The sequence below is a fragment of the Bradyrhizobium sp. B097 genome (assembly GCF_038957035.1).
In the GTDB taxonomy this organism is placed as follows: Bacteria; Pseudomonadota; Alphaproteobacteria; order Rhizobiales; family Xanthobacteraceae; genus Bradyrhizobium.
The window spans coordinates 5,973,389-5,996,838 of record NZ_CP152412.1 but is presented as its reverse complement, the minus strand read 5'-3'; the positions used below and the strand labels follow the sequence as shown (position 1 = coordinate 5,996,838).

27 protein-coding genes are annotated in these 23,450 nt (G+C 63.9%); 20 read left to right on the top strand and 7 right to left on the bottom strand.

The window, feature by feature from the left end:
- Positions 1 to 68: 68 nt before the first annotated feature.
- The 8 genes from AAFG07_RS28025 to AAFG07_RS27990 all read left to right on the top strand — a co-directional run bounded on the left by AAFG07_RS28025 (position 69) and on the right by AAFG07_RS27990 (position 4,611).
- Positions 69 to 221, top strand: coding sequence for a hypothetical protein (locus tag AAFG07_RS28025; protein WP_342723037.1), 153 nt, complete (start codon positions 69 to 71; stop codon positions 219 to 221).
- Positions 222 to 692: 471 nt separating this feature from the next.
- Positions 693 to 851 (top strand): hypothetical protein, encoded by a 159-nt coding sequence (locus AAFG07_RS28020; RefSeq protein WP_171948113.1) that lies wholly within the window; start codon positions 693 to 695, stop codon positions 849 to 851.
- 164 nt (positions 852 to 1,015) lie between these two features.
- Positions 1,016 to 1,213 carry a hypothetical protein gene (locus tag AAFG07_RS28015; protein WP_342723036.1) on the top strand — a complete coding sequence of 66 codons (198 nt, stop codon included), beginning with the start codon at positions 1,016 to 1,018 and terminating at the stop codon, positions 1,211 to 1,213.
- Positions 1,214 to 1,370: 157 nt separating this feature from the next.
- Positions 1,371 to 1,646, top strand: a complete 276-nt coding sequence (locus AAFG07_RS28010) for a hypothetical protein (RefSeq protein ID WP_342723035.1) — start codon at positions 1,371 to 1,373, stop codon at positions 1,644 to 1,646.
- Positions 1,647 to 1,701: 55 nt separating this feature from the next.
- Positions 1,702 to 2,118, top strand: a complete 417-nt coding sequence (locus AAFG07_RS28005) for a hypothetical protein (RefSeq protein WP_092125202.1) — start codon at positions 1,702 to 1,704, stop codon at positions 2,116 to 2,118.
- A gap of 100 nt (positions 2,119 to 2,218) precedes the next feature.
- Positions 2,219 to 3,241, top strand: coding sequence for an NAD-dependent epimerase (locus AAFG07_RS28000; protein ID WP_342729261.1), 1,023 nt, complete (start codon positions 2,219 to 2,221; stop codon positions 3,239 to 3,241).
- Between the two features lie 62 nt (positions 3,242 to 3,303).
- The gene (locus AAFG07_RS27995; protein ID WP_342723034.1) at positions 3,304 to 3,561 is read left to right on the top strand and encodes a hypothetical protein; all 258 of its coding nucleotides are present in this window, start codon (positions 3,304 to 3,306) and stop codon (positions 3,559 to 3,561) included.
- An 837-nt stretch (positions 3,562 to 4,398) separates the two neighbouring features.
- The gene (locus AAFG07_RS27990; RefSeq protein ID WP_342723033.1) at positions 4,399 to 4,611 is read left to right on the top strand and encodes a hypothetical protein; all 213 of its coding nucleotides are present in this window, start codon (positions 4,399 to 4,401) and stop codon (positions 4,609 to 4,611) included.
- Between the two features lie 195 nt (positions 4,612 to 4,806).
- On the opposite strand, the gene AAFG07_RS27985 is transcribed toward AAFG07_RS27990, so the two are convergent.
- Positions 4,807 to 4,998, bottom strand: coding sequence for a hypothetical protein (locus tag AAFG07_RS27985; RefSeq protein WP_342723032.1), 192 nt, complete (start codon positions 4,996 to 4,998; stop codon positions 4,807 to 4,809).
- Between the two features lie 668 nt (positions 4,999 to 5,666).
- Between AAFG07_RS27985 and AAFG07_RS27980 the strand changes: the two genes are divergently transcribed.
- Positions 5,667 to 6,041: a helix-turn-helix domain-containing protein gene (locus AAFG07_RS27980; RefSeq protein ID WP_342723031.1), complete on the top strand. Its 375-nt coding sequence runs from the start codon at positions 5,667 to 5,669 to the stop codon at positions 6,039 to 6,041.
- Between the two features lie 14 nt (positions 6,042 to 6,055).
- On the opposite strand, the gene AAFG07_RS27975 is transcribed toward AAFG07_RS27980, so the two are convergent.
- On the bottom strand, positions 6,056 to 6,361 hold the full coding sequence (locus AAFG07_RS27975; protein WP_194455378.1) for a hypothetical protein: 306 nt from the start codon (positions 6,359 to 6,361) through the stop codon (positions 6,056 to 6,058).
- Positions 6,362 to 6,456: 95 nt separating this feature from the next.
- Here AAFG07_RS27975 and AAFG07_RS27970 point away from each other — a divergent pair, with 95 nt between their 5' ends.
- On the top strand, positions 6,457 to 7,899 hold the full coding sequence (locus AAFG07_RS27970) for an undecaprenyl-phosphate glucose phosphotransferase (RefSeq protein ID WP_342723030.1): 1,443 nt from the start codon (positions 6,457 to 6,459) through the stop codon (positions 7,897 to 7,899).
- Between the two features lie 41 nt (positions 7,900 to 7,940).
- On the opposite strand, the gene AAFG07_RS27965 is transcribed toward AAFG07_RS27970, so the two are convergent.
- The 5 genes from AAFG07_RS27965 to AAFG07_RS27945 all read right to left on the bottom strand — a co-directional run bounded on the left by AAFG07_RS27965 (position 7,941) and on the right by AAFG07_RS27945 (position 11,414).
- Complete coding sequence (locus AAFG07_RS27965) at positions 7,941 to 8,537, bottom strand: hypothetical protein (protein WP_342723029.1); 597 nt, start codon at positions 8,535 to 8,537, stop codon at positions 7,941 to 7,943.
- Positions 8,530 to 9,309 carry a metallophosphoesterase family protein gene (locus AAFG07_RS27960; protein ID WP_342723028.1) on the bottom strand — a complete coding sequence of 260 codons (780 nt, stop codon included), beginning with the start codon at positions 9,307 to 9,309 and terminating at the stop codon, positions 8,530 to 8,532. Before AAFG07_RS27960 ends, AAFG07_RS27965 begins: the two co-directional genes overlap by 8 nt.
- 7 nt (positions 9,310 to 9,316) lie before the next feature.
- Entirely contained in the window at positions 9,317 to 10,609 is a 1,293-nt protein-coding gene (locus AAFG07_RS27955) for a hypothetical protein (RefSeq protein WP_342723027.1), read from the bottom strand.
- Between the two features lie 125 nt (positions 10,610 to 10,734).
- Positions 10,735 to 10,998: a hypothetical protein gene (locus tag AAFG07_RS27950; protein WP_342723026.1), complete on the bottom strand. Its 264-nt coding sequence runs from the start codon at positions 10,996 to 10,998 to the stop codon at positions 10,735 to 10,737.
- Positions 10,999 to 11,126: 128 nt separating this feature from the next.
- Positions 11,127 to 11,414: a hypothetical protein gene (locus AAFG07_RS27945; RefSeq protein WP_342723025.1), complete on the bottom strand. Its 288-nt coding sequence runs from the start codon at positions 11,412 to 11,414 to the stop codon at positions 11,127 to 11,129.
- 235 nt (positions 11,415 to 11,649) lie between these two features.
- Between AAFG07_RS27945 and AAFG07_RS27940 the strand changes: the two genes are divergently transcribed.
- The 10 genes from AAFG07_RS27940 (at position 11,650) to AAFG07_RS27895 (ending at position 23,432) form a co-directional block, all read left to right on the top strand.
- Positions 11,650 to 12,834: a polysaccharide biosynthesis/export family protein gene (locus tag AAFG07_RS27940; RefSeq protein ID WP_342723024.1), complete on the top strand. Its 1,185-nt coding sequence runs from the start codon at positions 11,650 to 11,652 to the stop codon at positions 12,832 to 12,834.
- A gap of 76 nt (positions 12,835 to 12,910) precedes the next feature.
- Complete coding sequence (locus AAFG07_RS27935) at positions 12,911 to 14,380, top strand: O-antigen ligase family protein (RefSeq protein ID WP_342723023.1); 1,470 nt, start codon at positions 12,911 to 12,913, stop codon at positions 14,378 to 14,380.
- A 58-nt stretch (positions 14,381 to 14,438) separates the two neighbouring features.
- The gene (locus tag AAFG07_RS27930) at positions 14,439 to 15,101 is read left to right on the top strand and encodes a hypothetical protein (RefSeq protein ID WP_342723022.1); all 663 of its coding nucleotides are present in this window, start codon (positions 14,439 to 14,441) and stop codon (positions 15,099 to 15,101) included.
- A 129-nt stretch (positions 15,102 to 15,230) separates the two neighbouring features.
- Positions 15,231 to 17,504 (top strand): polysaccharide biosynthesis tyrosine autokinase, encoded by a 2,274-nt coding sequence (locus tag AAFG07_RS27925; protein WP_342723021.1) that lies wholly within the window; start codon positions 15,231 to 15,233, stop codon positions 17,502 to 17,504.
- A 13-nt stretch (positions 17,505 to 17,517) separates the two neighbouring features.
- Complete coding sequence (locus tag AAFG07_RS27920) at positions 17,518 to 18,330, top strand: hypothetical protein (protein WP_342723020.1); 813 nt, start codon at positions 17,518 to 17,520, stop codon at positions 18,328 to 18,330.
- Complete coding sequence (locus tag AAFG07_RS27915; protein ID WP_342723019.1) at positions 18,327 to 19,085, top strand: methyltransferase domain-containing protein; 759 nt, start codon at positions 18,327 to 18,329, stop codon at positions 19,083 to 19,085. The genes AAFG07_RS27920 and AAFG07_RS27915 overlap by 4 nt, the downstream gene beginning before the upstream one ends.
- A 3-nt stretch (positions 19,086 to 19,088) precedes the next feature.
- Positions 19,089 to 20,204: a glycosyltransferase family 4 protein gene (locus AAFG07_RS27910; RefSeq protein WP_342723018.1), complete on the top strand. Its 1,116-nt coding sequence runs from the start codon at positions 19,089 to 19,091 to the stop codon at positions 20,202 to 20,204.
- Positions 20,201 to 21,493 (top strand): O-antigen ligase family protein, encoded by a 1,293-nt coding sequence (locus AAFG07_RS27905; protein ID WP_342723017.1) that lies wholly within the window; start codon positions 20,201 to 20,203, stop codon positions 21,491 to 21,493. Before AAFG07_RS27910 ends, AAFG07_RS27905 begins: the two co-directional genes overlap by 4 nt.
- A 26-nt stretch (positions 21,494 to 21,519) precedes the next feature.
- The gene (locus tag AAFG07_RS27900) at positions 21,520 to 22,809 is read left to right on the top strand and encodes a polysaccharide transporter (RefSeq protein ID WP_342723016.1); all 1,290 of its coding nucleotides are present in this window, start codon (positions 21,520 to 21,522) and stop codon (positions 22,807 to 22,809) included.
- On the top strand, positions 22,806 to 23,432 hold the full coding sequence (locus AAFG07_RS27895) for a methyltransferase domain-containing protein (RefSeq protein ID WP_342723014.1): 627 nt from the start codon (positions 22,806 to 22,808) through the stop codon (positions 23,430 to 23,432). The genes AAFG07_RS27900 and AAFG07_RS27895 overlap by 4 nt, the downstream gene beginning before the upstream one ends.
- Positions 23,433 to 23,450: the final 18 nt, after the last annotated feature.

Below are 23,450 nucleotides of genomic sequence, written 5' to 3'. Positions count from 1 at the left end.
GCGCGCGTTGGCCTTCAGAAGGGGGCGGCAACCGCCGGAATTTCAGGCACTTAACCAAAGAGGTCGCCATGGCGGAGGTACGACCCGGTCGGATCATCGAAACCCCGACCGAGGCGCGCCAGGCCGAGCCCGCACCTTCAGTTCTCGCGCTGCTCACGGCCTCGACCGGGCTCGCAGTCTTGATCCCCGGAATGGTCCGGTTCGCCTTTTTCCGGGTGTGACGCTGCGATCGCGGTCTCCCGCATGCGAGGTCTTGATTGTTAAACTGAGATACAAGCAGAGCGGCCACCATACGCTTGCGGGGTGTGCGGTCGGTCACGCCTGCATCTCGCCACCGCCATCGCGCACGCGGTCGCACGGCATTCGCCGGCTCGACGGTCGGTTTGACGCGCGACGCGCATCCGCGGCGCAGAACGCAATATCACGCAACTGAAAATTCCGGCGCGCGGACTGCTGAGGTCGCGGGAGCCGATCGCTGACCATGTCACGCGGAATTTTCTTGAGCCAAGACTTTGTCAGCCGAGACTTTGTCAGCCAGCACGTGAGCCAGGAATCGTCGTCGACGGCCCGCGCGTTCACGAGATTTTGCAGCCGAGATCTGTGACGGCGAAGCGAATTGCTGCCGTGACGCGTCATGAGATCATCGAAATTGGCTGCTAGCTGATTTGAATCAGATGCGTCTTGAGCTTGAGATGTTCTATCCGCAAGAAGAAAAAAACTCGCTGTTGGCGCGTCTCAAGGAGAAAAGCGTTTCAGGCGCCTTCGTCGGACTGACGCTGCTGGCGATGGCGGGGTGGATTTATCTGCTCAGCTCGATGTTCCTGAAATTCATGCTGTGGTGGTTCTCCTGAGGGCGCCTCGCGCGCGAGAACAACCGATGTGGGCGCCCGATCATTGTTGCGCCGTTCGATTGCACAAAAAATTCCAGCGGCTGAACATTCTTTCGGCGCGCGCAATCATGATGTCGTCACAACTCCGAATGTTAATAACATCCGATCTAACATGGACGACTGTGATGCTTTCTCCCGTTCTCAGCCTTGCGGCGGCGTTCGTCGCCGGCTTCTTCTCCGGTTTCGCCGCGCGCGCGTGGCGATCGCACAAGCGCCGCGCGCAATATCGGATCTATGCGCCCTACGTGGCGCCGCCAGCCGCCAAATCGGCGAGGCGGGAACAGCCGCTCACGGCATTCGGCCACATGCGCCGCGCGTTCTAGCGGGCTAGCTCGGCAGAGGTAGCGCGACAGTGGCGTGAGTTGGGGTTGGCGGGCGACATGCAATCGGTCATCTTGTCTTCGTTGCGGCAGCCGGGCTGGGTTCGCGTGCCGGCGAGGTGTTGCCGTTGGCCCGCGCATCGTGAGGGAACTTGCACGCATGAGTGATCTCAGGGGGCATTCGCCAAGGCGGTATGTCGTCGATGTCAGTGGACGGCGCGTGCTGGTCGGCCTCACGCTTGAAGAGACGTCGGAATTCGAGGGACTGGACGCCTCCCTGCCGGTGCTGGGCGGGGAAGTCCACGATGCGGAGCTGGTGCCGTCGGCCATCGAGGGACGGTGGGTCGAGCTCTATGACAAGCACGACAAGGCCTGGATCAAGTGGAAGGCCGATCTGAGGGCCGGGCAACAGGATAATTCACTCTTTTTTAACTAAGACCGGGCGACTTTGAGCGATACTGCCTGAGTGGGCCCGAACCGGATACTGACAGATGTTTCAGCTGTTTTTGCGGGCTCGCGCGCATGACCTGATCAGGTCGCGGCGGAGCGAGGAAGGTTTCAAGGCACGTTCGGCCGAACGCGATGCCGAGACCGATCGCGCCCGGATCGGATCGATCATGGCCGCGATCGAGGCCGCGTTGCAGGCGGCCGAAAGCGAGCAATCCGGCCTTGGCCGCCGTGTCGACGATGTTCTGGCCCGCGCCGCGGTGACGCTGGGCAACGGCACCGACGAGTATCTGGAACGCGAGGCGCTTGACAACTATCATCAAGACCTGTTTGACGCCGAGATCTCCAACGGCCAGCGTCGGCTGAAGGAATTGGCGACCGAGATTGCACACTTCAAGTTCATGAAGGCCGCGGTACTGAGCCGCTTTCCGGACTACAAACCTCCGGCCGCCAGCAACTGACGCGCCGCGGCCGCAACGCCAAGCCGAAGCTGCGGCCCGCACCTGACGGCGTGTGCGGCCTGGTCCGGCGCAAGGCGAAAGGCACAGGCGAAACGTGGTGATCGCAGGCAATCTACTCGTCACGGGCTGTGCCGGCTTTATCGGCTTCCATCTGGCGGAGCATTTGCTGCGGGCAGGGCAGCCGGTCATCGGCATCGACAATCTGAACCAGTATTATGATCCGGCGCTCAAGCAGGCGCGGCTCGATCTGCTCAAGCAGCACCGTGGCTTCACCTTCCTGGAACTCGACCTCGCCGACCGCGCCGGGATGAAGGCGCTGTTCGAGCGCTATCGCTTCGAGGTCGTGGTGCATCTCGCTGCCCAGGCCGGCGTGCGCTATTCCCTGCAGAACCCGCAGGCCTACGTGGATTCCAATCTGGAGGGCTTCGTCAACGTCCTCGAGGGCTGCCGGCATACGGCGTGCCGCCATCTGCTGTTTGCGTCGTCATCGTCGGTCTATGGCGCCAACACCAAGCTGCCGTTCTCGGTCCACGACAACGTCGATCATCCGGTCAGCCTGTATGCCGCGACCAAGAAGGCCAACGAACTGCTCGCCCATTCCTACAGCCACCTCTATCGCATCCCGACGACTGGGCTGCGGTTCTTCACCGTCTATGGGGCGTGGTATCGGCCGGACATGGCGCTCTATAAGTTTGCGGACGCGATCACCAAGGGGAAGCCGATTCAGCTGTTCAACAACGGCAACATGCGGCGCGACTTCACCTATGTCGATGATGTCGTCGAGGCGATGGTGCGCCTTATCGGCCGCGCGCCCGAGGGCGACGTCAACTGGTCGGGCGCGCATCCCGATCCGGGTTCGAGCAAGGCACCCTGGCGCGTCTACAATATCGGCAACTCCAGGCCGGAAGAACTGATGCATGTGGTGGCGCTGCTCGAGCAGGGCTTCGGCCGGCAGGCCGAAAAGCAGTTGTTGCCAATGCAACCTGGGGATGTCCTGGAGACGTCAGCCGATGTCTCCGATCTGGAGCGTGAAATCGGCTTTCGGCCGCAGACGCGGATCGAGGACGGCATTGCCAAATTTGTCGCCTGGTATCGGGCTTATCACAACGTCGATCGGACGTAGTGCGCTCGTTAGCGAATTCCGGCTCGAGAAAAACCTGGCTCGGCGTGGAACGGAGTGTGGCAATGAGAGTTGTCAATGGTTTTGCGTTCGCTTCAGCCGTGATCATCACGTCCTGTGCAATCGTTCCGGCGCACGCGATCGACGCCAAGGTCGCACGCGCCTGCGATGCCTTGGTCGCGCGGGCGTTTCCACCGCGGCAGCCCGGCAATCCCGCTTCCGGCAGCGTGAGGGGCGGTGGGAAGGACCAGCGCGACTATTTCAACAAATGCGTCGCCAATGGCGGCAAGATGGACGACGACACGCCTCCGAAATCGAAATAGCGCGCGATCGCGACGCGCGTTCCGAATTAGCGATGCTTATGGCGGCTGGTCGAATCCGCTGCTGTCCGCCGTGGCAATCGTGCAAGCGCATGTAGAACGCGAAGGCGCTTCGCTGCCTCTGATGAAGCCGAAATGCCTCATTACCGCTCATTTCGAATTAGAATAGCATTGTCGCATTCGGCGAGATCGAGGTGAATATCTTGCATGATCGAATGTGTGGCGTTGATTCCCTCCGCCGCATCGTCAGGGCGGATCAGAATGCTCAGATCCGCGGCCCCGATATCTGAAACGGATCGAAATATTCTGCGATCAATGCAGACGACGCGGTGTCGGTTCGCTGCATCCATGCTGCTCGGTTCAACCTGTTATGCGCGGCGAAAAAACGGATTGATCGAAAGCAGCAGATTTAGTGTGTGCACGCCGTGTGTGGTGGAATATCTGGTTCGAGGCTGGAACACCTCATCACGTCGCGAGCCGTTGACGCGGCGATATTGTGATAGCCGGCAGGCGTGTCGCCGGTTTCGACCGCGATCGCTGCGATCAACGATCGTCAAATGATTTCATGCTCTTGCTCGCGCCTCATGGTCGGTGCCGGCTGCGGTCTTTGGCCGCCTGCCGCGTCGCTGCCGCTGACATCCCATCGCGACGACACATATAAGGCCATCGATCGAACGTTTCGCGATCAGGTTGTGGAACCTGGTTGAGAAAATTTAACGCGGAGCCACGTTCGTCGCAAACCTGCCCCATTAACCGCATTCCATGTGCGTGAGCTAAAACTCTGTCATTGAAACTTCAATCACATCGCTCATACCCTTAACCGCAGAGCGAGGGCGCGCCATGAAGCAGCACAAAGTACAACATTCGCATCAGCCAATCGAAGAGGCGTTGCTCGCGACCAATCAATCGCTGCGCAACGAAGTCGTTGCGCTGATGCTTGATATCGCCGCGTTGCGTGAAATCCACGAGCGCCCAGCCGCGTCTCGTTCGTTCGGCATGTCGCGTGAGCAGAACGCCCCGCGTGCCGCATTGCGCCGGGTTCACCACAGCTGAAGTCCGTCAGCCTATTTCTCACTGAGCAGAATTTGCGGCCACATCCAAGCCGGTCCGGCGAGGATGTCGGCGCTTGCTGCTATGGACAATTCAATTTTAAATTGAATGTTGTCCCGATCGATCCTCGTTTTGGGCGAGCTGGATCGATCTAGCTGTGGTTGCCGTGGACAATTTGTGATCGTGAGGGCGGGGCAGTCAGTGCTCTTGCCGCACCGGCTTGTGCGCCACGACGTAGGACAGGCGCTCGCGCAGGATCCACGTCTGCAACACCAGTTCGACGGCGGTGTGCCGGAGCTCGGAGTTCTCCGCGACGAGGCGTTCCAGGGCGTCGTCGGTTGCCTCGCTGGACACGGATTGCTTCCCTTCGAAGACCTTGAGACGCGCCATAGTGTCGATCCTCGTAAAATGTGTTGGTCAGAGGGCTGGCTCTGACAAGCGTCAGCACAGAATAGTTCGCGGATTGTCGGGCGGTCGTGGTTCCGCCTGGTGGCCTCGGGTGGGAAAGCGCCTAATTGATAATTCGCGGATCGAGCTATGAGTGTTAGGTTTCCTGAAAATGATCCTCAAATATGTTGAAACTCTCATGACACCTAACGTCTTAGTAACTACCGCTGCGCGAGCGTGCCCGCAAGCTGCCGGACGCGAAGGTCGCGGGATTAATTTGTTAGAATGTTGTGAAACTCTCGCGTGACCGGCGGCGTAGGTATCGCGGAGAGGCATGGTGCACTCACAATCTGTCGCGGGACCGATTGGATGTTCTCATTTGCTTCTCATTCGGGAATGCAAACGGTGCGCCAGTTATCCAGATCAAATTGTCATGCGCAGAAAGTCGTATAACTTTTTCTGTGAGGTCGTCTTCCGGCAGGAATATTGCTCATATATTCCGGTAAACACCTTGCAGCTTCGGTGTTTCTTCGCACAATGCGGCGCTGCCTACGGCAAGTTCGAGGCTCCCGAAGGACCCCCGGGAAATCCTCAATTTGAATTTCCTGTTGCATTTACATAGCTTATAGGCCATGCGATGATTGCTAATCTAGGGGGCAATGAGATGACCAATGAGGCGTCATTCAACTGACGAGATCAGTTCCAAGGTCAAGCAGGCCGAGGAACTCATGGCGCGGGGGCAGTCACAAGCCCAAGCGTGCAAGGTGCTGGGCGTTAGCGTGATGACATTTCACCGCTGGCGCAAGCAGGAGGCTGCACGCGGCCATCACCCGAATGGTACTGTGACCGAGCTCACTGCTCGCGCCGATGATCGAGATGGTATTCCCCACGTCCACAACCGTATTGACGAATTGCGGCTGGAAAATGAACGGCTGCGCCGGATTGTGACCGACCTTTTGCTCGAGAAAATGAAGATCGAGGAGAAGCTTGCGCTCAGGTCCAGCGGCGGGAATGGTTTGCCCCGCCGTGGTGAAGTGCAGAGCTGACGTAAGCTGATCCGCTAATGGATACGCGAGGGCCTGGGAGCCAGCAGCAGCTGGTCGCTCAGATGCGCTTTTTCAGATCTTGCGCGAAGCTCCTCGAGGATTGGACGTAGCCTCGCCTGTGCGAGGTCCAGGCCTTTGACAATGTCCTGATTCGGCATTTCGGCCGGAAAACGGGCCGAACGCAGCTTTGTTTCGACCGCCTTGACCAGCAACTCGACGTCGTCGCGGTGCTGGCCGGCGACCAGTTCGGCGCCCATCAGGCGGATGAGATGGAGGAGGGCCAGCAGCGCGGCCTCGGTTTCGCCAGCCGATGAACTCATAGACGGTCTCTGCCTGATATTGCCGGCAGGCCTTGCGAGCTCATGACCTGCCTGATATTAAACATGTGAATTGTTAACACGAATGTTAATTCCCGATGACCGACCTTTCGGACGCTCGAATAGCGAAGGTACCGGTTAGCTTCGGCGCCTTCTCGTTCGCTTTTGCCTCGCTCGAAGCGTTTGCTGTCGTCTTCGAGATGATCACCGCCGTGCTGTCCAGCATCATTGGCGGCGCGGCCTATCACCTGTTTTACTACCACACGGTTTATAGCAACAGCTTCGAGGGTTTTCTAGGGATCGGGGTCCTCGCCGCCATCCTTCACATGTTCGTGGCTAAGTCGCAGGGCCTCTACAATGCGCAGGTGCTGGCCGGTCTCGACCGGCGCTGGAGCAGCCTGCTCGGCGGGTGGCTGCTGGTGGTCCTGCTGATGACCCTGATCATCTTCCTTCTGAAGGTTGGCTCCGGCGTCTCGCGCGGGTCGGTGATGTCGTTTGGCCTGATCGGCGGCCTTGGGCTGGTGACCGGACGGATGCTGCTGCAGGCGCCGCTGCAACGTGCGATCGACCGCGGCATGCTGGCGACGCGCCGTGCGGTGGTGGTCGGGATGGCGGACGAATTGTCCCGGGTGCGGCAATCGAGCCTGCTGCGCGATTTCGGCCTCAGCGAGGTGCGACGGATCCAGTTGTCCGGCCTGTCCGACGATGCGGGCGACCGCGCCGCCGTCGCGTCAGCCATTCGCGCGGCACGGGAGTGCGGCGCCGACGAGATCATCTTGGCGATGCCCTGGCAGCAGGAACCGCGCATCCAGTTCGTGTGCGATCAGCTGCGGGCGTCACCGCTGCCGGTGCGGCTGCTGCCGGATCGGACGGCGGAGCGGTTCCTGGCGCTGCGGATGGTGGCGTCCGGCCCGATACCGACGCTGGAAATGCAGCGCTCGCCGCTGACCTCGGTCGAGCGTGCCGGCAAGCGGCTGTTCGACATCGTGGCATCGAGCGGCCTCCTGGTGCTGTTTGCGCCGCTTCTGATCGGGACGGCGATTGCGATCAAGCTCGACTCCAGGGGGCCGGTCCTGTTCCGGCAGCGCCGCAACGGGTTCGACGGCAAGCAATTCACCATCCTCAAATTCCGCTCCATGCATGTGCTCGAGGACGGCGATGTCATCACGCAGGCTCGCGCGAACGATCCGCGGCTGACCGGGATCGGCGCCACGCTGCGCCGCCGCAGCATCGACGAGCTGCCGCAGCTGGTGAACGTGCTGCGCGGCGACATGTCGCTGGTCGGGCCGCGGCCGCATGCGCTGGCGCATGACGACAAATATTCCAAGCTGATCGCAAGCTATGCGCAGCGCCAGCACGTCAAGCCGGGCATCACTGGTCTTGCACAAGTGCAGGGACTGCGCGGCGCGACGCCCGCGATCGAGGACATGCAGCTGCGCGTCGCGCACGACCTCATCTACATCAAGAGCTGGAGCTTCGTGCTCGACCTGCGCATCCTGCTGCGCACCGTCGGCGCGGTGCTGCGGCACAAGGGAATCTAGCGGACCGGGCATCCAACGGCTGCCCGCGTGGCGGCAGCACGCTACTCCGGAATGCTCTGGCCGGCGTCCTTGAATTCCGCCTCGATGATGCGCCGGTTGGCATCGGTCGCCACGCGATAGGCCTGGCCGAGCGCGCCCTTCAGCTCCGGCGCACGGGTGAGGATCAGGCGGATCTGCCGCTGCAACAGATCGACCAGCTCCACATCGCGCGTGGTATCGACCTGCGCCAGCAGGATCAGCCGCGGCGCGATCAGGTCGCTGCGGTTGAAGCCGGTGTAGTAGGACATCTTCAGCGCCTTCGATGCGGTCGGGTTCAGCCAGTCGAACCGCCCGGTCGCCGAAGCGAGGCCGAACCAGCCGCCGGCGTCCATCGGCGAGAGCCGCAGCGCGCGGGTGAAGGCGGCTTCGGCCGCCTCGGGCGAGGTCTGCAACTCGCTCCAGCCGTCGGCGAGCCACAGCTCGCTCCTGACCACGCCGACATCGGCGGCGAGCCAGGGTTTGCCGCGCGATGCATCGGCGGCGAGCCACCACATCGACAACGCCAGCGTCGTGGCGCCGATCAGGATTGCGGCCGGTACGAAGGCCGGCGACAGCCGCCGCGCGTGCCGTCGGATCGCGTCAGCCCTGGCGCTAGCCATGGCGCGCTGCCCGGTTGCTGGTCATCAGCAGGGTTCGCCGCGCGCCCTCCAGCTTGACGCAGGTCAGGCGGCCGGTCGCATAGGCGCCGGTGTCGACATTGATGCGGTTGCGCAGCAGCTCGGCCTCGTGCACCGGCGTATGGCCGTGGACCACGACCTTGCCGAAATCGTCTTCCGACACCAGGAAGTCGTCGCGGATCCAGAGCAGGTCTTCCTTGCGCTGCTGCTTGAGCGCGACACCGGGCCTGACGCCGGCATGCACGAAGAAATAGTGGCTGTGCACATAACAGATCGGCAGCGAGCGCAGGAAGGCGAGATGGGCCGGCGGCATCTGGCGCGCCAATTGCTGGGCGAGCGCCCGCCGCTCCGCGGCGTCGGGATTTGGCGAGGGCGTCAGTCCGTAGGACATCAGCGTCTGCAGGCCGCCGAACTGCCGCCATTGCGCAAGCATGTCGGGATTGACGAGAAACTCCAGCAGGCAGGCCTCGTGATTGCCGAGCAGGCAGACCATGCTGCGGGTCCGGCGGCGTTGCTCGAGCATCGCGATCACATCGCGCGAATCCGGTCCGCGATCGATGTAGTCGCCGAGGAACACCTGGATCGGCCGCGCCGGCCGGAACTTGCGGATATCGGCATCGATGCGGGCGCAGATCTCGTGCAGCAGGTCGGCGTGTCCGTGGATATCGCCGACGGCATAGATGCAGGTCTCGTCGCCCTCGTCATGTTGGAGGTCGCCGGGCTGGCCGACCATACGCCGGAGGAGCTTGCGCATCTGGCGACTAGCCCGCCTGCAACCGTGAACGGCTGATCCGCTGCGCCAGTCCTGTTCCGATCACGGCTCCCAACACGATCACTCCGGGCAGCGCCGGCAGTTCCGGCAAGGTGAAGACGGCGAGCAGCAGCGTCAGCAACACGGCTGCCGCCGCCGCGGAGTAGGACCAGTCACGGCCGCGATTGCGCGCGCCGGCCGTGAACGCGGCGATGCCCATGATCGTAACCGCCACGAGAGTCCAGAACATGGCGGAACCGAACTGCGCGATCAAGCCGGCGGCACTGGTTGCCACCACGGGCCGCGTGGTCGCCCCTTGCCAGTCCATATAGGTCGATGCCAGCTTTGCGGTGCTGCCGGCGCCGCCGCCGAGCGCGGGCAGGTCGGCGAGCAGATTGTGGGTCGACTGCACGAGGTCGGTCGGCGCGTGGACGAAGGCTATGGCCAGCGCTACGTCGGGATGACGGTTGGCGATCGCCGTCGCCAGCGCGATCAGCGCGATCGCCGCCGCAGCAGCGGCGCTGCTCCAGCGATGCAGATGAAGTTTTCGCGCGGCGAAGATCATCAGGACGAGCGCGATGCCTGCAACGATCGCGATCGCGGCGCCGCGCCGCCCGTACCAGCAGGCGCTGACAGCGCAGAACAGTGCGCTTGCGGCGAGCAGCCGGCGCAATCGCACCAACTGCGCGGCCGTGCGGCCGTCAGCATGTCCGCCCACGTCGAGTGCGCGCACAAGGCTGAGCGGAACGCCAATCAGAGTGACGACGAGGAATCCGTTTGCTGTCTCGTCGCGCGCAACGTCGGCAGCGCCAAGCCAGGCTTTGATCGGATCGCTGTACAACAGCAGGATCAGGGCCGCGGCGACGGCCGTCGCTGCGATGCTGCGGGTCACCATGTCGGCCCGGCGGGCATCGATCGCGATCGCCGCCGCAGTGATCATGACCGAGAGCAGCGACAGACAGCGCAGCAGCGCGCCAAGGCTCGCGCCGGTGTCGATCGTGATGCTGCCACTGAGCGATGCATCCAATGTTTCGCCGGCGAACTTCCACACCGGATGCGCCCAGAACGGCAGCGGAAGCATTTGGACGATGATCCAGAGCATCGGCACCAGCGCCGCCGCCACGGCGGGCCCGGCAACCCGATTCAGGAAAGACAGTTCACCGGGACGGATCGCCGTCACGCTTGCCAGCAGCCCGAGCGACGTTGCGGCGCCGACCAGGCCCATGGCGGGCGACGCGTCGATGAAGCCCACCGGAATCGATGCCCCGATCAGGATGCAGATGAAAGCCGTGACGTTCCACACGGGAGGGGCAAATCCTTGGGAAACAGGTCCTGCGGAAGATGAGAACGCAAGGCAGCGGGATGCCCCGGGCTCGCTGCGAGGTCAATCGAAATCGGACTTGCCAGGTAAGGTAGCGTTATGCCGCGTTAATGCGGGCGGCGCAGGGCAACGAGTGGCGTCGAGGTGCGGGACCGGAGCCGCGGCGCGAAGGTGCTCGCGAGATATCCGCCCTGCAGCGATACCATGGCGGTGATCATGAGCAGCGCAGTCTCGGACCACGCGAGGCGCGCTACGCCGACGGCGGCGAGCAGCATGAGTTCCGCAAGCGCGACCGGCACCAGCACCAGACAGTGCTGGCGCAGCCCGAGCACGGCGCCGCCGATCAAATTGCCAAGCAAAACAAATAGCATAACCAAACCCTGCGCCCGCATATTATCGGGCCGGGTCCTAAGCCGGGGTTAAACCGGTCGTCGCAAATCCGCCGGCGCGATGCCGGCCGACGCTCAAGTGGCTCCCGGTTGTGTTAATCGATTAACATTCAGAACGGGCGCAAGTCGCCGTAGCCATAGGCGGCCCAGTAGTCGCGGCCGCCATACGGCCCATAGGCCCCATAGAGCGGCGCGCAGGAATAGCGATCCGGGCAACCGTGCCAGCAGACCCGTTTCCATTGGCAGACATCGCCATGACAATATTGCAGCCGCTGGCAGTTGGCGCTGACACGCTCGACGGCGCGCGGGGCTTTGTAAATGCCCAATTCCGCAGCAAATGCGCCCGATCCGCCAAGCAGGACCACAACGGTTCCCAATGCGATCGCCAGCGGCTTCATGCGAGCCATCGAACCCTCAATCGGTTAACTCAAACCATCTCGTTCACAGATAATCGGAACATCACACGAAATCAAAGCCGGAGTGACGTCGCGCGGGCCGCTTGTTCACGGCGACGTGCCGGTGTCGCTGAATTGCCTCACCCTGCTAACATTCTTTATCATCTGCGGTGCGCTATATCACGGAACCTTGTGATTATGATAGTCGGCGTGTTACGGCACGGCCGGAGTATTTTAGATGTCGCGTGCGAATTTCATTAGAGCAATGTTATTGCTTGCGGCCGCCTGCTGGGTCGGCGGTTGCCATTACATGCCGACCAACGGTCCGACGAGTTCTGATGTCGTCGCCGGGCAGAAGGATCCGGAAAGCCTGCCCTATGCGATGGTCAAGATCACGCCGCAGGTCGAGAACGTGCTGGCGTCGTTCGCGCCGCAACTCGCCGGCGGCATTCAAGGTCCGCCGCCGAAGGACATCCATTTCGGCATCGGCGACGTCGTCAGCGTCACGATCTTCGAGGCCGCCGCCGGCGGTCTGTTCATTCCGGTCGAGGCCGGCGTGCGCCCCGGCAACTACATCACGCTGCCGAACCAGAACGTCGATACCGACGGCAACATCTCGGTGCCCTATGCCGGCGCGATCCGCGCCAAGAACCGCACGCCGACCGAGGTGCAGCGCTCGATCGTCGATGCGCTGAAGAACCGCGCGATCGAGCCGCAGGCCGTGGTCGCCCTGATCGAGCAGCGTACCTCGCTGATCTCCGTGCTCGGCGAGGTCAACACGCCGAACCGCTTCCCCGCCAACGCCGCGGGCGAGCGTGTGCTCGACTCGATCACGCGCGCCGGCGGCCCGAAAGGGCAGGGATTTGACACATGGGTGATGCTGGAGCGTGATGGCAAGCGGACGACGGTGCCGTTCGGCCAGCTGGTCTACGAGCCCAAGACCAACATTTATGCGCATCCGGGCGACACTATTTATGTCTACCGCGAGCCGCAGACCTTCGTCGCCTTCGGCGCGTCGGGTGCGCAGGGCCAGTTCAATTTCGAGGCCTGGCGCATCTCGCTGGCCGAAGCGGTCGCCAAGGCGGGCGGCCTGAACGATTCCTCGGCCGATCCGGCCTCGGTGTTCGTCTATCGTGGCGAGCTGCCGGAAGTGGCGGCCAAGCTTGGCGTCGACGTCAGCAAATATTCAGGGCCGATCATCCCGGTCGTCTACAATATCAATTTCCGCGATCCGGCCGGCTATTTCCTGGCCACGCGTTTCCAGTTGCGCAACAAGGACGTGCTTTATGCATCGAACGCGGCATCCGTCGAGGACGCCAAGCTCATGCAGCAAATCCGCCTCGTCACCGCGACGGTGAACGATCCGATCGTGGCCGCCTACAACGCAACTTTACTTCGTAATTCGATCAAGCTTGCGCCCTGATATTCGGGCGTGAGCCGGCCCGGCCGGCTTCATGGAACGCTTACGATCACCTTCCAGCTCAAGCGGGGCGACGGCATTGCCGTGGCCGGTACGATGGTCGTCGTGGCTGTTCTGCGCCGTCGTCGCGTTGGCGCCACTGCCGCTCGGCTCGGTCGGCGGCGTCGCGTCCGCGATCTGGTCGATCCTGCTCGCGATCGTCTTGCTCGGGATGTTGCCGATGCGCTTGCGCGGCAGCCAGCTCGCAATCCTCGCGGTAACGGCGCTGCTGACTGCGCTCGCCATGCTGGTGCTGCACGAGCAGTCGGCGGTGCGGCCCTGGTCGGGCGTGGCGCCGAACGCGCTGTGGGCAGAGGCCGGCAAATTGCTGCCGGCCGAGCTTCCGCCCGCCGTGACGGTCGCGCGCAACCAGCCATTTTATTCCGCGGGCGTCGGGATCGTCTGCCTGCTCAGCTTTGCGATCGGGGTCGTGCTCGGTGCGAACCGCGTATTGGCGCGCGGATTGCTGCGGGCGGTGGCCATTGCCGGCTTGGTCTATGCGATCCTCGGCATCATCACCTTCGCGATCGATCCCACCCGGATCTTCCTGCTTCACGACAAGCAGGCCCATCTGGAATGGCTGACGTCTCCCTTCGTCAACCGCAACACGGCGGCTATCTATTACGGCTGCTGTGCGCTGATCTGGCTGTTGTTCGGCTGCGAATTGATCGAGCGGCACTGGCCGTCGCACCGGGCCAGCCTGCCACGCCTGTTGGCGCGCCTCGATATGCCGGCACGGCGCCGGCTCGCCGGCCATGCGTTCGGCTGGCTTACTTGCCTGCTGGCGATGTTTCTGACCGGATCGCGCGGCGGCGTCGGGATCTCGTTGCTCGCTGCGGTCGCAGCTGCCGCGATCTTCTTTCGTAACCGGATGCCGCGCCGCTACGGCCTGATCATGGCGCTTTGCGTCGGCAGCCTGGTTGCGCTGGCGCTGCTGCAGCTGCTCGGCGGCGGCGTCGGCGCGCGCTTCAGCACGATCGGCCTGTCGGATGAGGGACGGTTCTCGACCTATCGCGCGACGTTGCGGATGATCTGGGATCATCCTTGGCTCGGCGATGGTTTCGGGTCCTTCGAATGGGTCTATCCGGCCTATCGCACCGACGACATCTCGTTGCGTGGGACCTGGAACCGGGCCCACAACAGCTGGCTCGAGCTGGCGTCCGACGGCGGAATGTTAATGGCCGGCGCGGTCATGATCGCGCTGCTCGCAGCCTTCGGGGTGCTCGCGCATGGCGTGCGGACCCGTCGCCGCGACGTGATCGTGCCGCTCGCGGCGCTCTGCGCGTCGGCTGCCGGCGGACTCCATTCGATGATCGATTTCTCGCTCCAGATCACCGGCTACGCCGTTGTTATCGCCGCGATGCTCGGGGCGGGGCTGTCACAATCCTTCCGCTCCGGCAGGGGCACCGGCAACGATCGCGGCGACAGGGACGCCTGTATTGCGGCCGGTTCGCCAGTTAACGCTGATTTCGCGCCTGAGCCCGGCGGCGCGGCCGGGCAGGGGTTTTAATTGGCGCGATAACTCTGACTATGCTAACGAACTGTTAGTATTCGTTAGGGAGATAGCTGTGTTCACATTTGAGCGATCCGGCGGTTTTTCCGCCTTGCGGCTGGTGGTATTGGCGCTGTTGGCGCTGGCGGCGCCCGGCGGCGCTACGATGGCAGAAACGCCTGGCGGGCTGATCCAGCTCTCGCAGGCGGTCACGAATTTCAAGGCCAATCCGGAACAGTTACTGACCCAATATCCGAACGCCGGCGTGGAATTGACTTCGCGGGCGCGCGACTTCGCCCTCAACGATCCGACGTCGCTCGATCCGCTCATCGCGCTGCTCGCCAAGGCGAGCAAGGACCAGAAGACGGCGATCGCCGCCGGTCTCGCCCAGGCCGCGCGCATCGTGGTGCGCAGCAATCAGCCCTACGCGACGCGCATCCAGCAGGCGATTGCCGACACCAAGGACCTCGACACCGTGACGGCGTTTGCCGCAGCGTCGGGTGATAGCGGCACCGCTGCGACCGGCGCCGGCGGCGCGGGCGGCGCCGGCGCATCTGGCGGCCAGACCAGCGCGCTCGGCGCCACCGGCGCAGGCGGCGGCACGCTCGAGGCCATCAACGGCAACAGCGTGAACACCGGCATCTTCAGCTTCACCTCGTCGGTGAGCAGCTCGGGTAACAATACGACCGGTACAACCGCCGGCACCACCACCACGCTGCTTTCAACAGTTACTCCCTGAGCGGGCTTCCGATCGCCAATGGAGAACTCTCTGCAGCAACGCGCTTCGGTGTCGGCGGCGGGACGTTTCCCAGGATCACTGGAGGGCGCGAGGGCAGGATGTATCCTGCTGGCGCGGCGATAGAACGAGATGCTTCAGCGCAACCAGATTTCGCCGTCTGTCGATCTGAGAAATCGTCCGGCCGAATTGCCGTCGCTGGCGGAGACCTTCGACGCCTTTGTCACTTATCTGCTCCGGCAGTACTGGGTGATCCTCGGGACGGCGGGCCTCTGCCTGTTCGGCGGCATCTGCTACCTGATGACGGCGGCGCCGAGCTATACCGCGCTCGCCACGATGATCATCGACACGCGCAAATTCCAGGCCTTCCAGCAGCAATCGCCGGTAAGCGAGCTCCCGGTCGATTCTTCCGCGGTCGAGAGCCAGGTCGAAATCCTGAAGTCGGAGAACGTGGCGCTCGCGGTGATCCGCGACCTCAAGCTCAACGAGGATCCGGAATTCATCGGCTCCAGGGCCGGCGCGGCGGGAGCCGTGCTCGATTTCGTATCCGGCCTGTTCGCCGGCAGCGCGCCGCCCAACGAGTTCGACCGGACCCGGCGCGCGGTCCGCACCTTCCAGAAGCAGCTCGACGTCCGCCGCCGCGGCATGACCTATGTGATCGAGGTCTCTTTCCGCTCGCTCGATCCGGAGCGTGCGGCGCAAATCGCTAACGGTGTTGCCGACGCCTACATCGTCGACCAGCTCGATTCCAAGTATCAGGCGACGCGCCGCGCCAGCGTCTGGCTGCAGGACCGCATCCAGGAGCTGCGCACGCAGGCATCCAATGCCGAGCGCGCGGTGCTCGACTACAAGAAGACCAACAACATCGTCACCTCGAGCGGCAAGCTGCTCAACGAGCAGCAGCTCGGCGAGCTCAACACCCAGCTGGTCCATGTGAAGTCGCAGGTCACCGACGCCAAGGCCAAGCTCGACCGCATCGAGGCGGTGGTGAAGGGCGGCGTCGCCGACGCGACGGTTGCCGATACGCTGAACAACCAGGTCATCACCAAGCTCCGCTCGCAATATCTTGAGCTTGCCAACCGCGAGGCCGACTGGTCGTCGCGCTATGGCTACAATCACCTGGCCGCCGTCAATCTGCGCAACCAGATGCGAGAGATCCAGTCGTCGATCATCGACGAGCTGAAGCGGCTCGCCGAAAGCTACAAGAGCGACTATGCGATCGCCCTGCAGCGTCAGACCGAGATCGAGCGCGCCGTGAACGAGTCGGTCTCGCAGTCGCAGTCCACCAACCAGGCGCAGGTCACGCTGCGCGAGCTCGAGAGCTCGGCCCAGACCTATCGCTCGCTCTATGACAATTTCCTGCAGCGCTACATGGAAAATGTGCAGCAGCAGTCGTTCCCGGTCAGCGAGGCGCGGGTGATCACCCGTGCCTCGCGTCCGCTCAGCAAGAGCCACCCGCAGACCTTGGTCGTGCTCGCGCTCTCGGCGCTCGGCGGCCTGATCGCCGGGCTCGGGCTCGGCGTGTTGCGCGATCTCTATGACCGGGTGTTCCGCACCGCTGAAATGGTCGAGACCATCCTCGACGCCGATTGCGTCGCGATCGTTCCCCGCCTCTCGCCAAGCCAGCTCAAGGCGCCGGTGGTCGCTCGTCCCAACCTGCCGGTCGGCGCGCGCTTGATCCAGCGCGGCGATGAACCGGTGCTGTGGGCGGCGATCGATTCGCCGTTCTCACGGTTCTCGGAAGCGATCCGCTCGATCAAGGTCAATGCCGACCTCAACGTCACCAAGCCGTCGAAGATCCTCGGCCTGACCTCGGCACTGCCCAACGAGGGCAAGTCGACGCTGGCCTTCGTGTTCGCGCAGCTGGTCGCGCAAAGCGGGGCGCGCGTGCTCCTGGTCGATTGCGACCTGCGCAATCCCTCGCTCAGCCGCAAGGTCGCCGCGAGCGCCGAGCGCGGCATTCTCGACGTCTTGTCGAACAATGCGACATTGCAGGAGACGCTGTGGCGCGATCCAGAGACCGGCCTTGCCTTCCTGCCGGGCGCCACACGGTCGCGCATCGCGCATTCGCACGAGGTGCTGGCCTCCGACCAGATGAAGGATTTCATCGACGGCGTCCGCAGTCATTATGATTACGTGATCGTCGACTTCCCGCCGCTGACGCCGGTGGTCGATGTCCGCATCACCGCGCACTTCGTCGATTCCTTCGTCTTCATCGTGGAATGGGGCAAGACCCAGGTGCAGGTGGTCGAGCGGGCGCTGCGCAGCGCGCGTGCGGTCAACGAGAACCTGCTCGGCGTCGTGCTCAACAAGGCCGATATCGCCGCGATGAGCCGCTATAGCGGCTATGGCGGAAAGAACTACTATTACAACTCGCATTATGGGCGATATGGCTACACCGAGTGAGACGCACGGTGCGATGCCCCGGCGTGCCGCCATCTGGCTTGCGCGCGGCTTTCTGGCCGCCGTCGGGTGCTCGTCGGTCGCCTGGGGCGCGACCACTCTGCCGGTGTTTATCGACCAGACCCGGCTCGATGCCGCCAGGGACCTGATCCTGCGCAACGTGCCGGTCAGCGACGCCGAGCTCGGCGACCTCGGCCCGCTGCTGTCGCGCGCGGCGGCGCGATCGGATTGCATGCCGGCGATCGATCGCAGCGCGGCGGTGATCCGGCTGCGGCTCGCCGAGAACGCACTCGCATCCGGCGCCCGGGTGGACACCCGGATGGGCGAGCTTGACACGGCCGTCCGCAAGTCGCTCGGCTGCGCGCCGTCCGATCCTTATCTCTGGGTCGTGCTGTTCTGGCTTCGCAACATCAGGCAAGGTTTGAGCGACGCCAATTTCGACCTGCTGCGGATGTCATACCGGCTCGGACCCAATGAGGGCTGGATCGTGGTCAAGCGCAGCGCCATGGCGCTCGCCATGCTCGATGCGTTGCCGCCCGACCTGTCGGCGGAGGTCGTTGCCGAGTTCGCACGTCTGGTGAAGACCGAATTGTACACCGAGGCGATCGATCTCCTGAAGGGCCCGGGCTGGTTGCACCGGGACAGGCTGCTGGCTGGTCTGGCAGCTGTCCCGCAACGGAACGTCGACATCCTGACCCGTAGCATGGCGGACATTGGATACGATCTCGACCACCTCTCGCCGGCGGAGCGACGCAATCTTGAGCGCAAATCGAACGACCGCCTCGGCGAGCTTGCCCGAATGCCGCCCGGAGCGATGGCCAGACCATGACGATGGAATTCAGCATCAGGCAGCACAACGCGCATTATGAGGGCGTCTATTCGGCGCAGGAGCGCGACTGGCGCCGCGTCTGCGCAGTCGACAAGGCCGATCATATTGCCGGCTTGCTCGGCGCGTCGGCCGCCGGTGTCGGCAATGTGCTCGAGGTCGGCTGCGGTACCGGCGCCGTGCTGGCGCGGCTGTCCGCGATCGGCATCGGCCGCGACTTCACCGGCATCGACGTCATCGATCCCGCGACCAACCTGGAGACCGATGGCGCCGCTTCAGCCCCGTTCCGCTGGTCGAGCTATGACGGTGCCACGATCCCGTTCGCCGACGGATCGTTCGACCTCGTCTATGCCAGCCACGTGCTCGAACACGTGCCCGAGCCGCGCGCGTTCCTGCACGAGCTTGCCCGGGTGGCGCGGAACTTCATCTATCTCGAAGTGCCGTGCGAGCTGCATGCGCGAACCAATCGCCGGGCGCTGCAATCGACGCTCGACATCGGCCACATCAATTTCTACACGCCGGACACGTTCCGCCTGGTGCTGGAGACCGCGGGGCTGCATGTTGTCGGCTTCGGTACCTATGATCACAGCCTGCCGGTGCACGCTTTTCATTCATCGCGGGTCAGGGGGCTTGCCAAGAGCCTTGTGCGGAAGTCGCTGTTGTCGGTCAGCCCCGAGCTTGCGACCCGGCTTGCGACCTATCATTGCGGGGCGCTCTGCCGGCGCGTCGAAGCGCTGCCCCCGCCGCGGGACCGATAAGCCATGGCGCCGCGCGTGGTCGTCTTCAACAACATGATCACACCCTACACCAATCGGCTCTACAACGAGCTGGTTGACCGTGGGCTCAATCTCGCGGTGCTGTCCTGTACCGCGCAGGAGGCCGATCGCTCCTGGGCGGGATCGTTCACACCGCGCTACACGACGCGCACGGTGCCCGGCGTCTCGATCCCGCTGTCGCGCTCGCGTCACACCCATTTCAATATCGGGATCGGGCGCGCCTTGAACGCGCTCGCGCCCGACCTGCTATTCGTCAACGGCCTTTATCCCTCGATGCTGGCCGGCGCGGCATGGGCGCGCGCCAACGGCAGGGCGCTTGCGCTGACGATCGACGGCTGGCGCGAGACGATGCCCAACACGGCCTATCATCGCCTGGCGCGGCCATGGCTGCTGCGCCAATGCGGCGCGGTCGTGTGCTGCAGCGACAAGGGCAGGGCGTATTTCCGCGGCGAGGGTGTCGGCGACGACGATCTGTTCGTCGTGCCGCTGGTGCCGGCATGGGATCCGCCGGAGACCGTCCCTGGTTTCCACGACCGTCCCTTTCACCTGCTGTGGTGCGCCCGCATCAACGACGACGCCAAGAACGCGATCTTCTTCGAGAACGTCGCCATCGCGCTCGGCCGGGTCTTGCCCGGCTTGAGGGTTCGCGTGGTCGGGTCCGGCGCTGCCGAGCAGCGCATGCTGGCGCGGCTCGGCGGCGCCGGCATCGATGTCAGCCACGACAGCTATGTGCCATGGCAGGCGATATCGGAGGTCTATCTGCAATCGCGGTTGTTGCTGCTGCCCTCTTTGCTGGAACCATGGGGTCTGGTGTGCAACGAGGCCTTGCAGTGCGGGGTTCCCTGCCTGGTGTCGCCCCATGTCGGGGCGGGCGGTGAGTTGGTGCGCGACCGGGTTAATGGCCATGTTTGCGCGCTCGATGAGCAGGCTTGGGTCGACGCGGCGCGTGGCTTGCTCGAACATCCGGCGCGCTGGGAGGCGATGTCGCGGCAGGCCAGGCGCAGTATGCGTAAGGACGCACTTGCCGACGCCGCGGCGCGCTTTGCTGCCGCGGTCGATCATCTCTTGAGGGCGCCGGCCCGGCAGGAAGCCGTTCAATGATCGGCAGATGGTGGTTTCGAACTGAGCTCTTTCTGCACGCCTATCTGGTGATGGTGCTCGGCTGCATCTATTTCCTGTTCAATTTCATCGAGGGCATCTCGTTCGCGGAACGGGCCGGGGAGTCCACGCTGTTCCGCGGCGTGTGGCTGCTGCTTTATATCCTGCTGATGCTGCACATTGCGGTCGATCGGAAACGCTTCGGCCTGCTGATGCTGCAATCGCATCTCTATCTGGCATTCATTGCCTTCGCGCTGGTGTCGCTGGCGCTGAGCGCCGACCCCGCGGGCGCGTCGATCAAGTTCGCGATGTACCTCCTGACCACGCTGTTCTCGGCATGGGTCGTGATCAGCTGCCCGGTCGATCGGCTCGTCGACACCCTGTTCCGGATCGGGATCGTGGTGCTGATCGTTCATGTCGTGCTATTTCCGGTGATCGGCTCGCAATGGGACTACGATCCGCTGCATCGGCCGACCGTGCTCGGGACCCAGGCCTATGCCGGCGTGTTCGGCCACAAGAATCTCGCGGGCGCCTTCTTCGGTCTCATGGTGCTGATCTGTTTCGTCCGCATGCTGGCGGGGCCGCGGCGGCAGTTCGGCTGGTCGCTGTTGCTGATGGGGTGTCATCTTTTTGCGCTCGCCGCGGCCGGCGCAGCAGGACCGCTGATCAGCATGTTGACGGCACTCGCCGTGACTTTCGGGCTGCTGCTGGTGGTGCTTGGACACAGGGGAGCTGCCTCGATCTACTGGCTCGGCCTCGCCTTTGTTGCGCTTGTCACGTTCGCCGTGCCGAGCGACGAGTTGTACGGGCTGGTCGGCCGCAGCGGAAACCTGACCGGCCGCTCGTTCCTCTGGGCGGTCTGGCCGCACTTCTTCTGGCAACACCCCTGGCTGGGCTACGGCTTCTCCGGGTTCTTCAACGAGTTGCCGAACTCGCCCGTGAACGAGCTGACGAGCATGGCGCCATGGAACACCGAGTTTGGCTCGTTCGAGAATTCCTATCTTGATGCTTTCCTCCAGTTCGGCCTGCTCGGCGGCGCGTTCTATATGCTGCTGGTGGCGCGGGCGTTATGGAACACCATCGTCTTCACGTTCGAGCGGCGCGGGATGTATTGGCTGGCGCCGTTCGCGATGCTGCTGTTCGTCGTGATCGCGTCAGCCAACGATTCCAGTCAGCTGCTGCACAATTATTTCGGCTGCGTGCTGGTGTTCTGGTGCTATTTCGGCCCGGAAGCCAGGCTGCAGATGGTGCCGCGGCGGGCGTTTGCCAGACTGCGTGTGAGTGAGGCGTGAGTGCGTTGACCGAAAGGCTGGATCGAATGGCGGCCCAGACCCGGGTCGCCTGTGCTGCGCGCGGAGCGCTCGGCCGGCTGCGGCGCGCCGGGGGCAATGTCGCGCTCGGCTTGATCGATCAGGCGCTGCTTAGCGGCTCGGCCTTCGTGCTGACGATCGTGCTGGCCAATGTGCTCGATATCAATTCGTTCGGCCAATTCAGCATCGCCTGGTCGTTCTCTATCCTGATCGAGGCGGTGTTTCTGCGCGGGTTGTTCGACGACGGGCTGCCGGCGACCGCGCATCGCATCCCGAAATCGCTATGGCCGCAGCTGCGGCTCGGCCTCTATCTGTCGTCGCTGCTGGTTTCGGCGGTGCTTGGCCTGCTGCTGGTGGTTGCCGGTCTCGTGATCGGTGCGGTCGGCGGTGCCGCGGGCGGGCTCGTGATCGCGACCGGGCTCGCGATCCCTGCGGTTCGGCTGCAAAGCATGTTCCGCCGCATCTGCTATCTCGATGGGCGGCTGCCGCGCGCGGTGGCATCGTCGCTCACCTATTGCGTGGCGCTCGTCGTCTCGGCTGGCCTGATGATCGCGCTCAAACTGACCGGCGCTGCGGCTGCGATGGCCTGCATCGCGATCTCGGCGGCGCTCGCCGGCAGCCTGCTGCTCGCTCACACCATCGACCTGGCCTGGCCGCAGACCAGGATCTTCCGCGGCTCGCTGCGGCGGCTGTTTCGGAACGGCCGCTGGTTCGTCGCGACCTCGCTCACCTACTGGATCGGCAGCATCGGGCTGATCCCGGTTTGCGGCTTCCTGATCGGGCTGGACGCGAGCGCGTCGCTGCGGATCCTGCTCCTGGTGTTCGCACCGCTGAGCCAGTTCTGCGCGACGATGTTCTCGGTCCGCCTGCCGGAAATCGCAGCCGAGCTGCGCGCCGGCCGGCGCAGCGCGGTCGCCGCTGCTGCACGCGAGAACGCCGTGCTGCTCGGCTCGATCGCGCTCGCCTATGGCGCGATGGTCGTGCTGCTCGGCCAGCGCATGCTCGCCCTTGTCATCCACGGTCAGAGCTACGAGATCGGTACCGGCAGCATCGCCTTGATGGGGACCGCGATGGCGCTCGACGCGGTGTGGCTCGGCCTCGCGCTGCCGCTGTTCGCGACCGGCAGGCCGCAGCGGTTCATGCTGAGCCGGATCGCTGGCCTCGTCGCACTGTGTGGCGTTCTGCCGCTTGCGGCGGAGGCCTGGCAAGTGGTGGGCGCGGTTGCGGCGATGGTGGCCTCCAGCGCGGCGTCGGTCATCGTGGTCGTGCTGACCAATTCGGTGCGGGAGAAGACATGACCGACAACGCACCCGGCCGCGCGCTGCAGCGGCTGCATATCGGCGCCTTCAACTGCGGCATCGCGGGCTGGATCAACACCGACATCACGATGCATCTGTGGATCGCGCGCCTGCCGCTCGCGGCGAAAGCGTTGCATCTCGCCGGCCTGCTGAGCGACGCGCGCTATGCCGAGCACCGCCAGGGCAAGTTTGCCGGGCTCCGCTACATGGACCTGACCAAGCCGTTGCCGTTCGCAGATGGCAGCCTCTCGGCGGTGTTCAGCGCACATGTCTTCGAGCATCTATTTCCCGACGAGGTCGAGCGGCTGGCGCGTGAGATTGCGCGGGTGCTGGCGCCGGGCGGGGTGTGCCGCATCGTCGTCCCCGACATGGAACGGATCGTCGCGCTCTACGACCCGGCCGCACCGCAGGCCTTCCTCAAGGGCGTGTTCGAGATCGAGCGCCGCAAGGAGGCTGCCTTCGCGCATCACTGGGGCTTTACGCGCGCCTCCCTCGCGGCTCTGTTCCGCGATGCGGGCTGTTCCGAGACCCACACCCGGGCCTATCGAGAGGGGGTCTGTCCCGACATCGACCGGCTCGACAACCGGCCGGACGAGTCGATCTTCTTCGAGGCGATCAAGTGAGCGGAAGCAGAGAGCCGA

Bases quoted from the DNA above. Each gene is read 5' to 3' on its own strand.
- AAFG07_RS27985 (WP_342723032.1), bottom strand. From the start codon at position 4,998: ATGGCGCGTCTCAAGGTCTTCGAAGGGAAGCAATCCGTGTCCAGCGAG.
- AAFG07_RS27965 (WP_342723029.1), bottom strand. From the start codon at position 8,537: ATGGCTAGCGCCAGGGCTGACGCGATCCGACGGCACGCGCGGCGGCTG.
- AAFG07_RS27980 (WP_342723031.1), top strand. From the start codon at position 5,667: ATGAGGCGTCATTCAACTGACGAGATCAGTTCCAAGGTCAAGCAGGCC.
- AAFG07_RS27945 (WP_342723025.1), bottom strand. From the start codon at position 11,414: ATGAAGCCGCTGGCGATCGCATTGGGAACCGTTGTGGTCCTGCTTGGC.
- AAFG07_RS27950 (WP_342723026.1), bottom strand. From the start codon at position 10,998: ATGCTATTTGTTTTGCTTGGCAATTTGATCGGCGGCGCCGTGCTCGGG.
- AAFG07_RS28010 (WP_342723035.1), top strand. From the start codon at position 1,371: ATGAGTGATCTCAGGGGGCATTCGCCAAGGCGGTATGTCGTCGATGTC.
- AAFG07_RS28015 (WP_342723036.1), top strand. From the start codon at position 1,016: ATGCTTTCTCCCGTTCTCAGCCTTGCGGCGGCGTTCGTCGCCGGCTTC.
- AAFG07_RS27975 (WP_194455378.1), bottom strand. From the start codon at position 6,361: ATGAGTTCATCGGCTGGCGAAACCGAGGCCGCGCTGCTGGCCCTCCTC.
- AAFG07_RS28005 (WP_092125202.1), top strand. From the start codon at position 1,702: ATGTTTCAGCTGTTTTTGCGGGCTCGCGCGCATGACCTGATCAGGTCG.
- AAFG07_RS28020 (WP_171948113.1), top strand. From the start codon at position 693: ATGTTCTATCCGCAAGAAGAAAAAAACTCGCTGTTGGCGCGTCTCAAG.
- AAFG07_RS27925 (WP_342723021.1), top strand. From the start codon at position 15,231: ATGCTTCAGCGCAACCAGATTTCGCCGTCTGTCGATCTGAGAAATCGT.
- AAFG07_RS27910 (WP_342723018.1), top strand. From the start codon at position 19,089: ATGGCGCCGCGCGTGGTCGTCTTCAACAACATGATCACACCCTACACC.
- AAFG07_RS27895 (WP_342723014.1), top strand. From the start codon at position 22,806: ATGACCGACAACGCACCCGGCCGCGCGCTGCAGCGGCTGCATATCGGC.
- AAFG07_RS27900 (WP_342723016.1), top strand. From the start codon at position 21,520: ATGGCGGCCCAGACCCGGGTCGCCTGTGCTGCGCGCGGAGCGCTCGGC.
- AAFG07_RS27960 (WP_342723028.1), bottom strand. From the start codon at position 9,309: ATGCGCAAGCTCCTCCGGCGTATGGTCGGCCAGCCCGGCGACCTCCAA.
- AAFG07_RS27970 (WP_342723030.1), top strand. From the start codon at position 6,457: ATGACCGACCTTTCGGACGCTCGAATAGCGAAGGTACCGGTTAGCTTC.
- AAFG07_RS27920 (WP_342723020.1), top strand. From the start codon at position 17,518: ATGCCCCGGCGTGCCGCCATCTGGCTTGCGCGCGGCTTTCTGGCCGCC.
- AAFG07_RS27905 (WP_342723017.1), top strand. From the start codon at position 20,201: ATGATCGGCAGATGGTGGTTTCGAACTGAGCTCTTTCTGCACGCCTAT.
- AAFG07_RS27940 (WP_342723024.1), top strand. From the start codon at position 11,650: ATGTCGCGTGCGAATTTCATTAGAGCAATGTTATTGCTTGCGGCCGCC.
- AAFG07_RS27995 (WP_342723034.1), top strand. From the start codon at position 3,304: ATGAGAGTTGTCAATGGTTTTGCGTTCGCTTCAGCCGTGATCATCACG.
- AAFG07_RS27915 (WP_342723019.1), top strand. From the start codon at position 18,327: ATGACGATGGAATTCAGCATCAGGCAGCACAACGCGCATTATGAGGGC.
- AAFG07_RS27990 (WP_342723033.1), top strand. From the start codon at position 4,399: ATGAAGCAGCACAAAGTACAACATTCGCATCAGCCAATCGAAGAGGCG.
- AAFG07_RS28025 (WP_342723037.1), top strand. From the start codon at position 69: ATGGCGGAGGTACGACCCGGTCGGATCATCGAAACCCCGACCGAGGCG.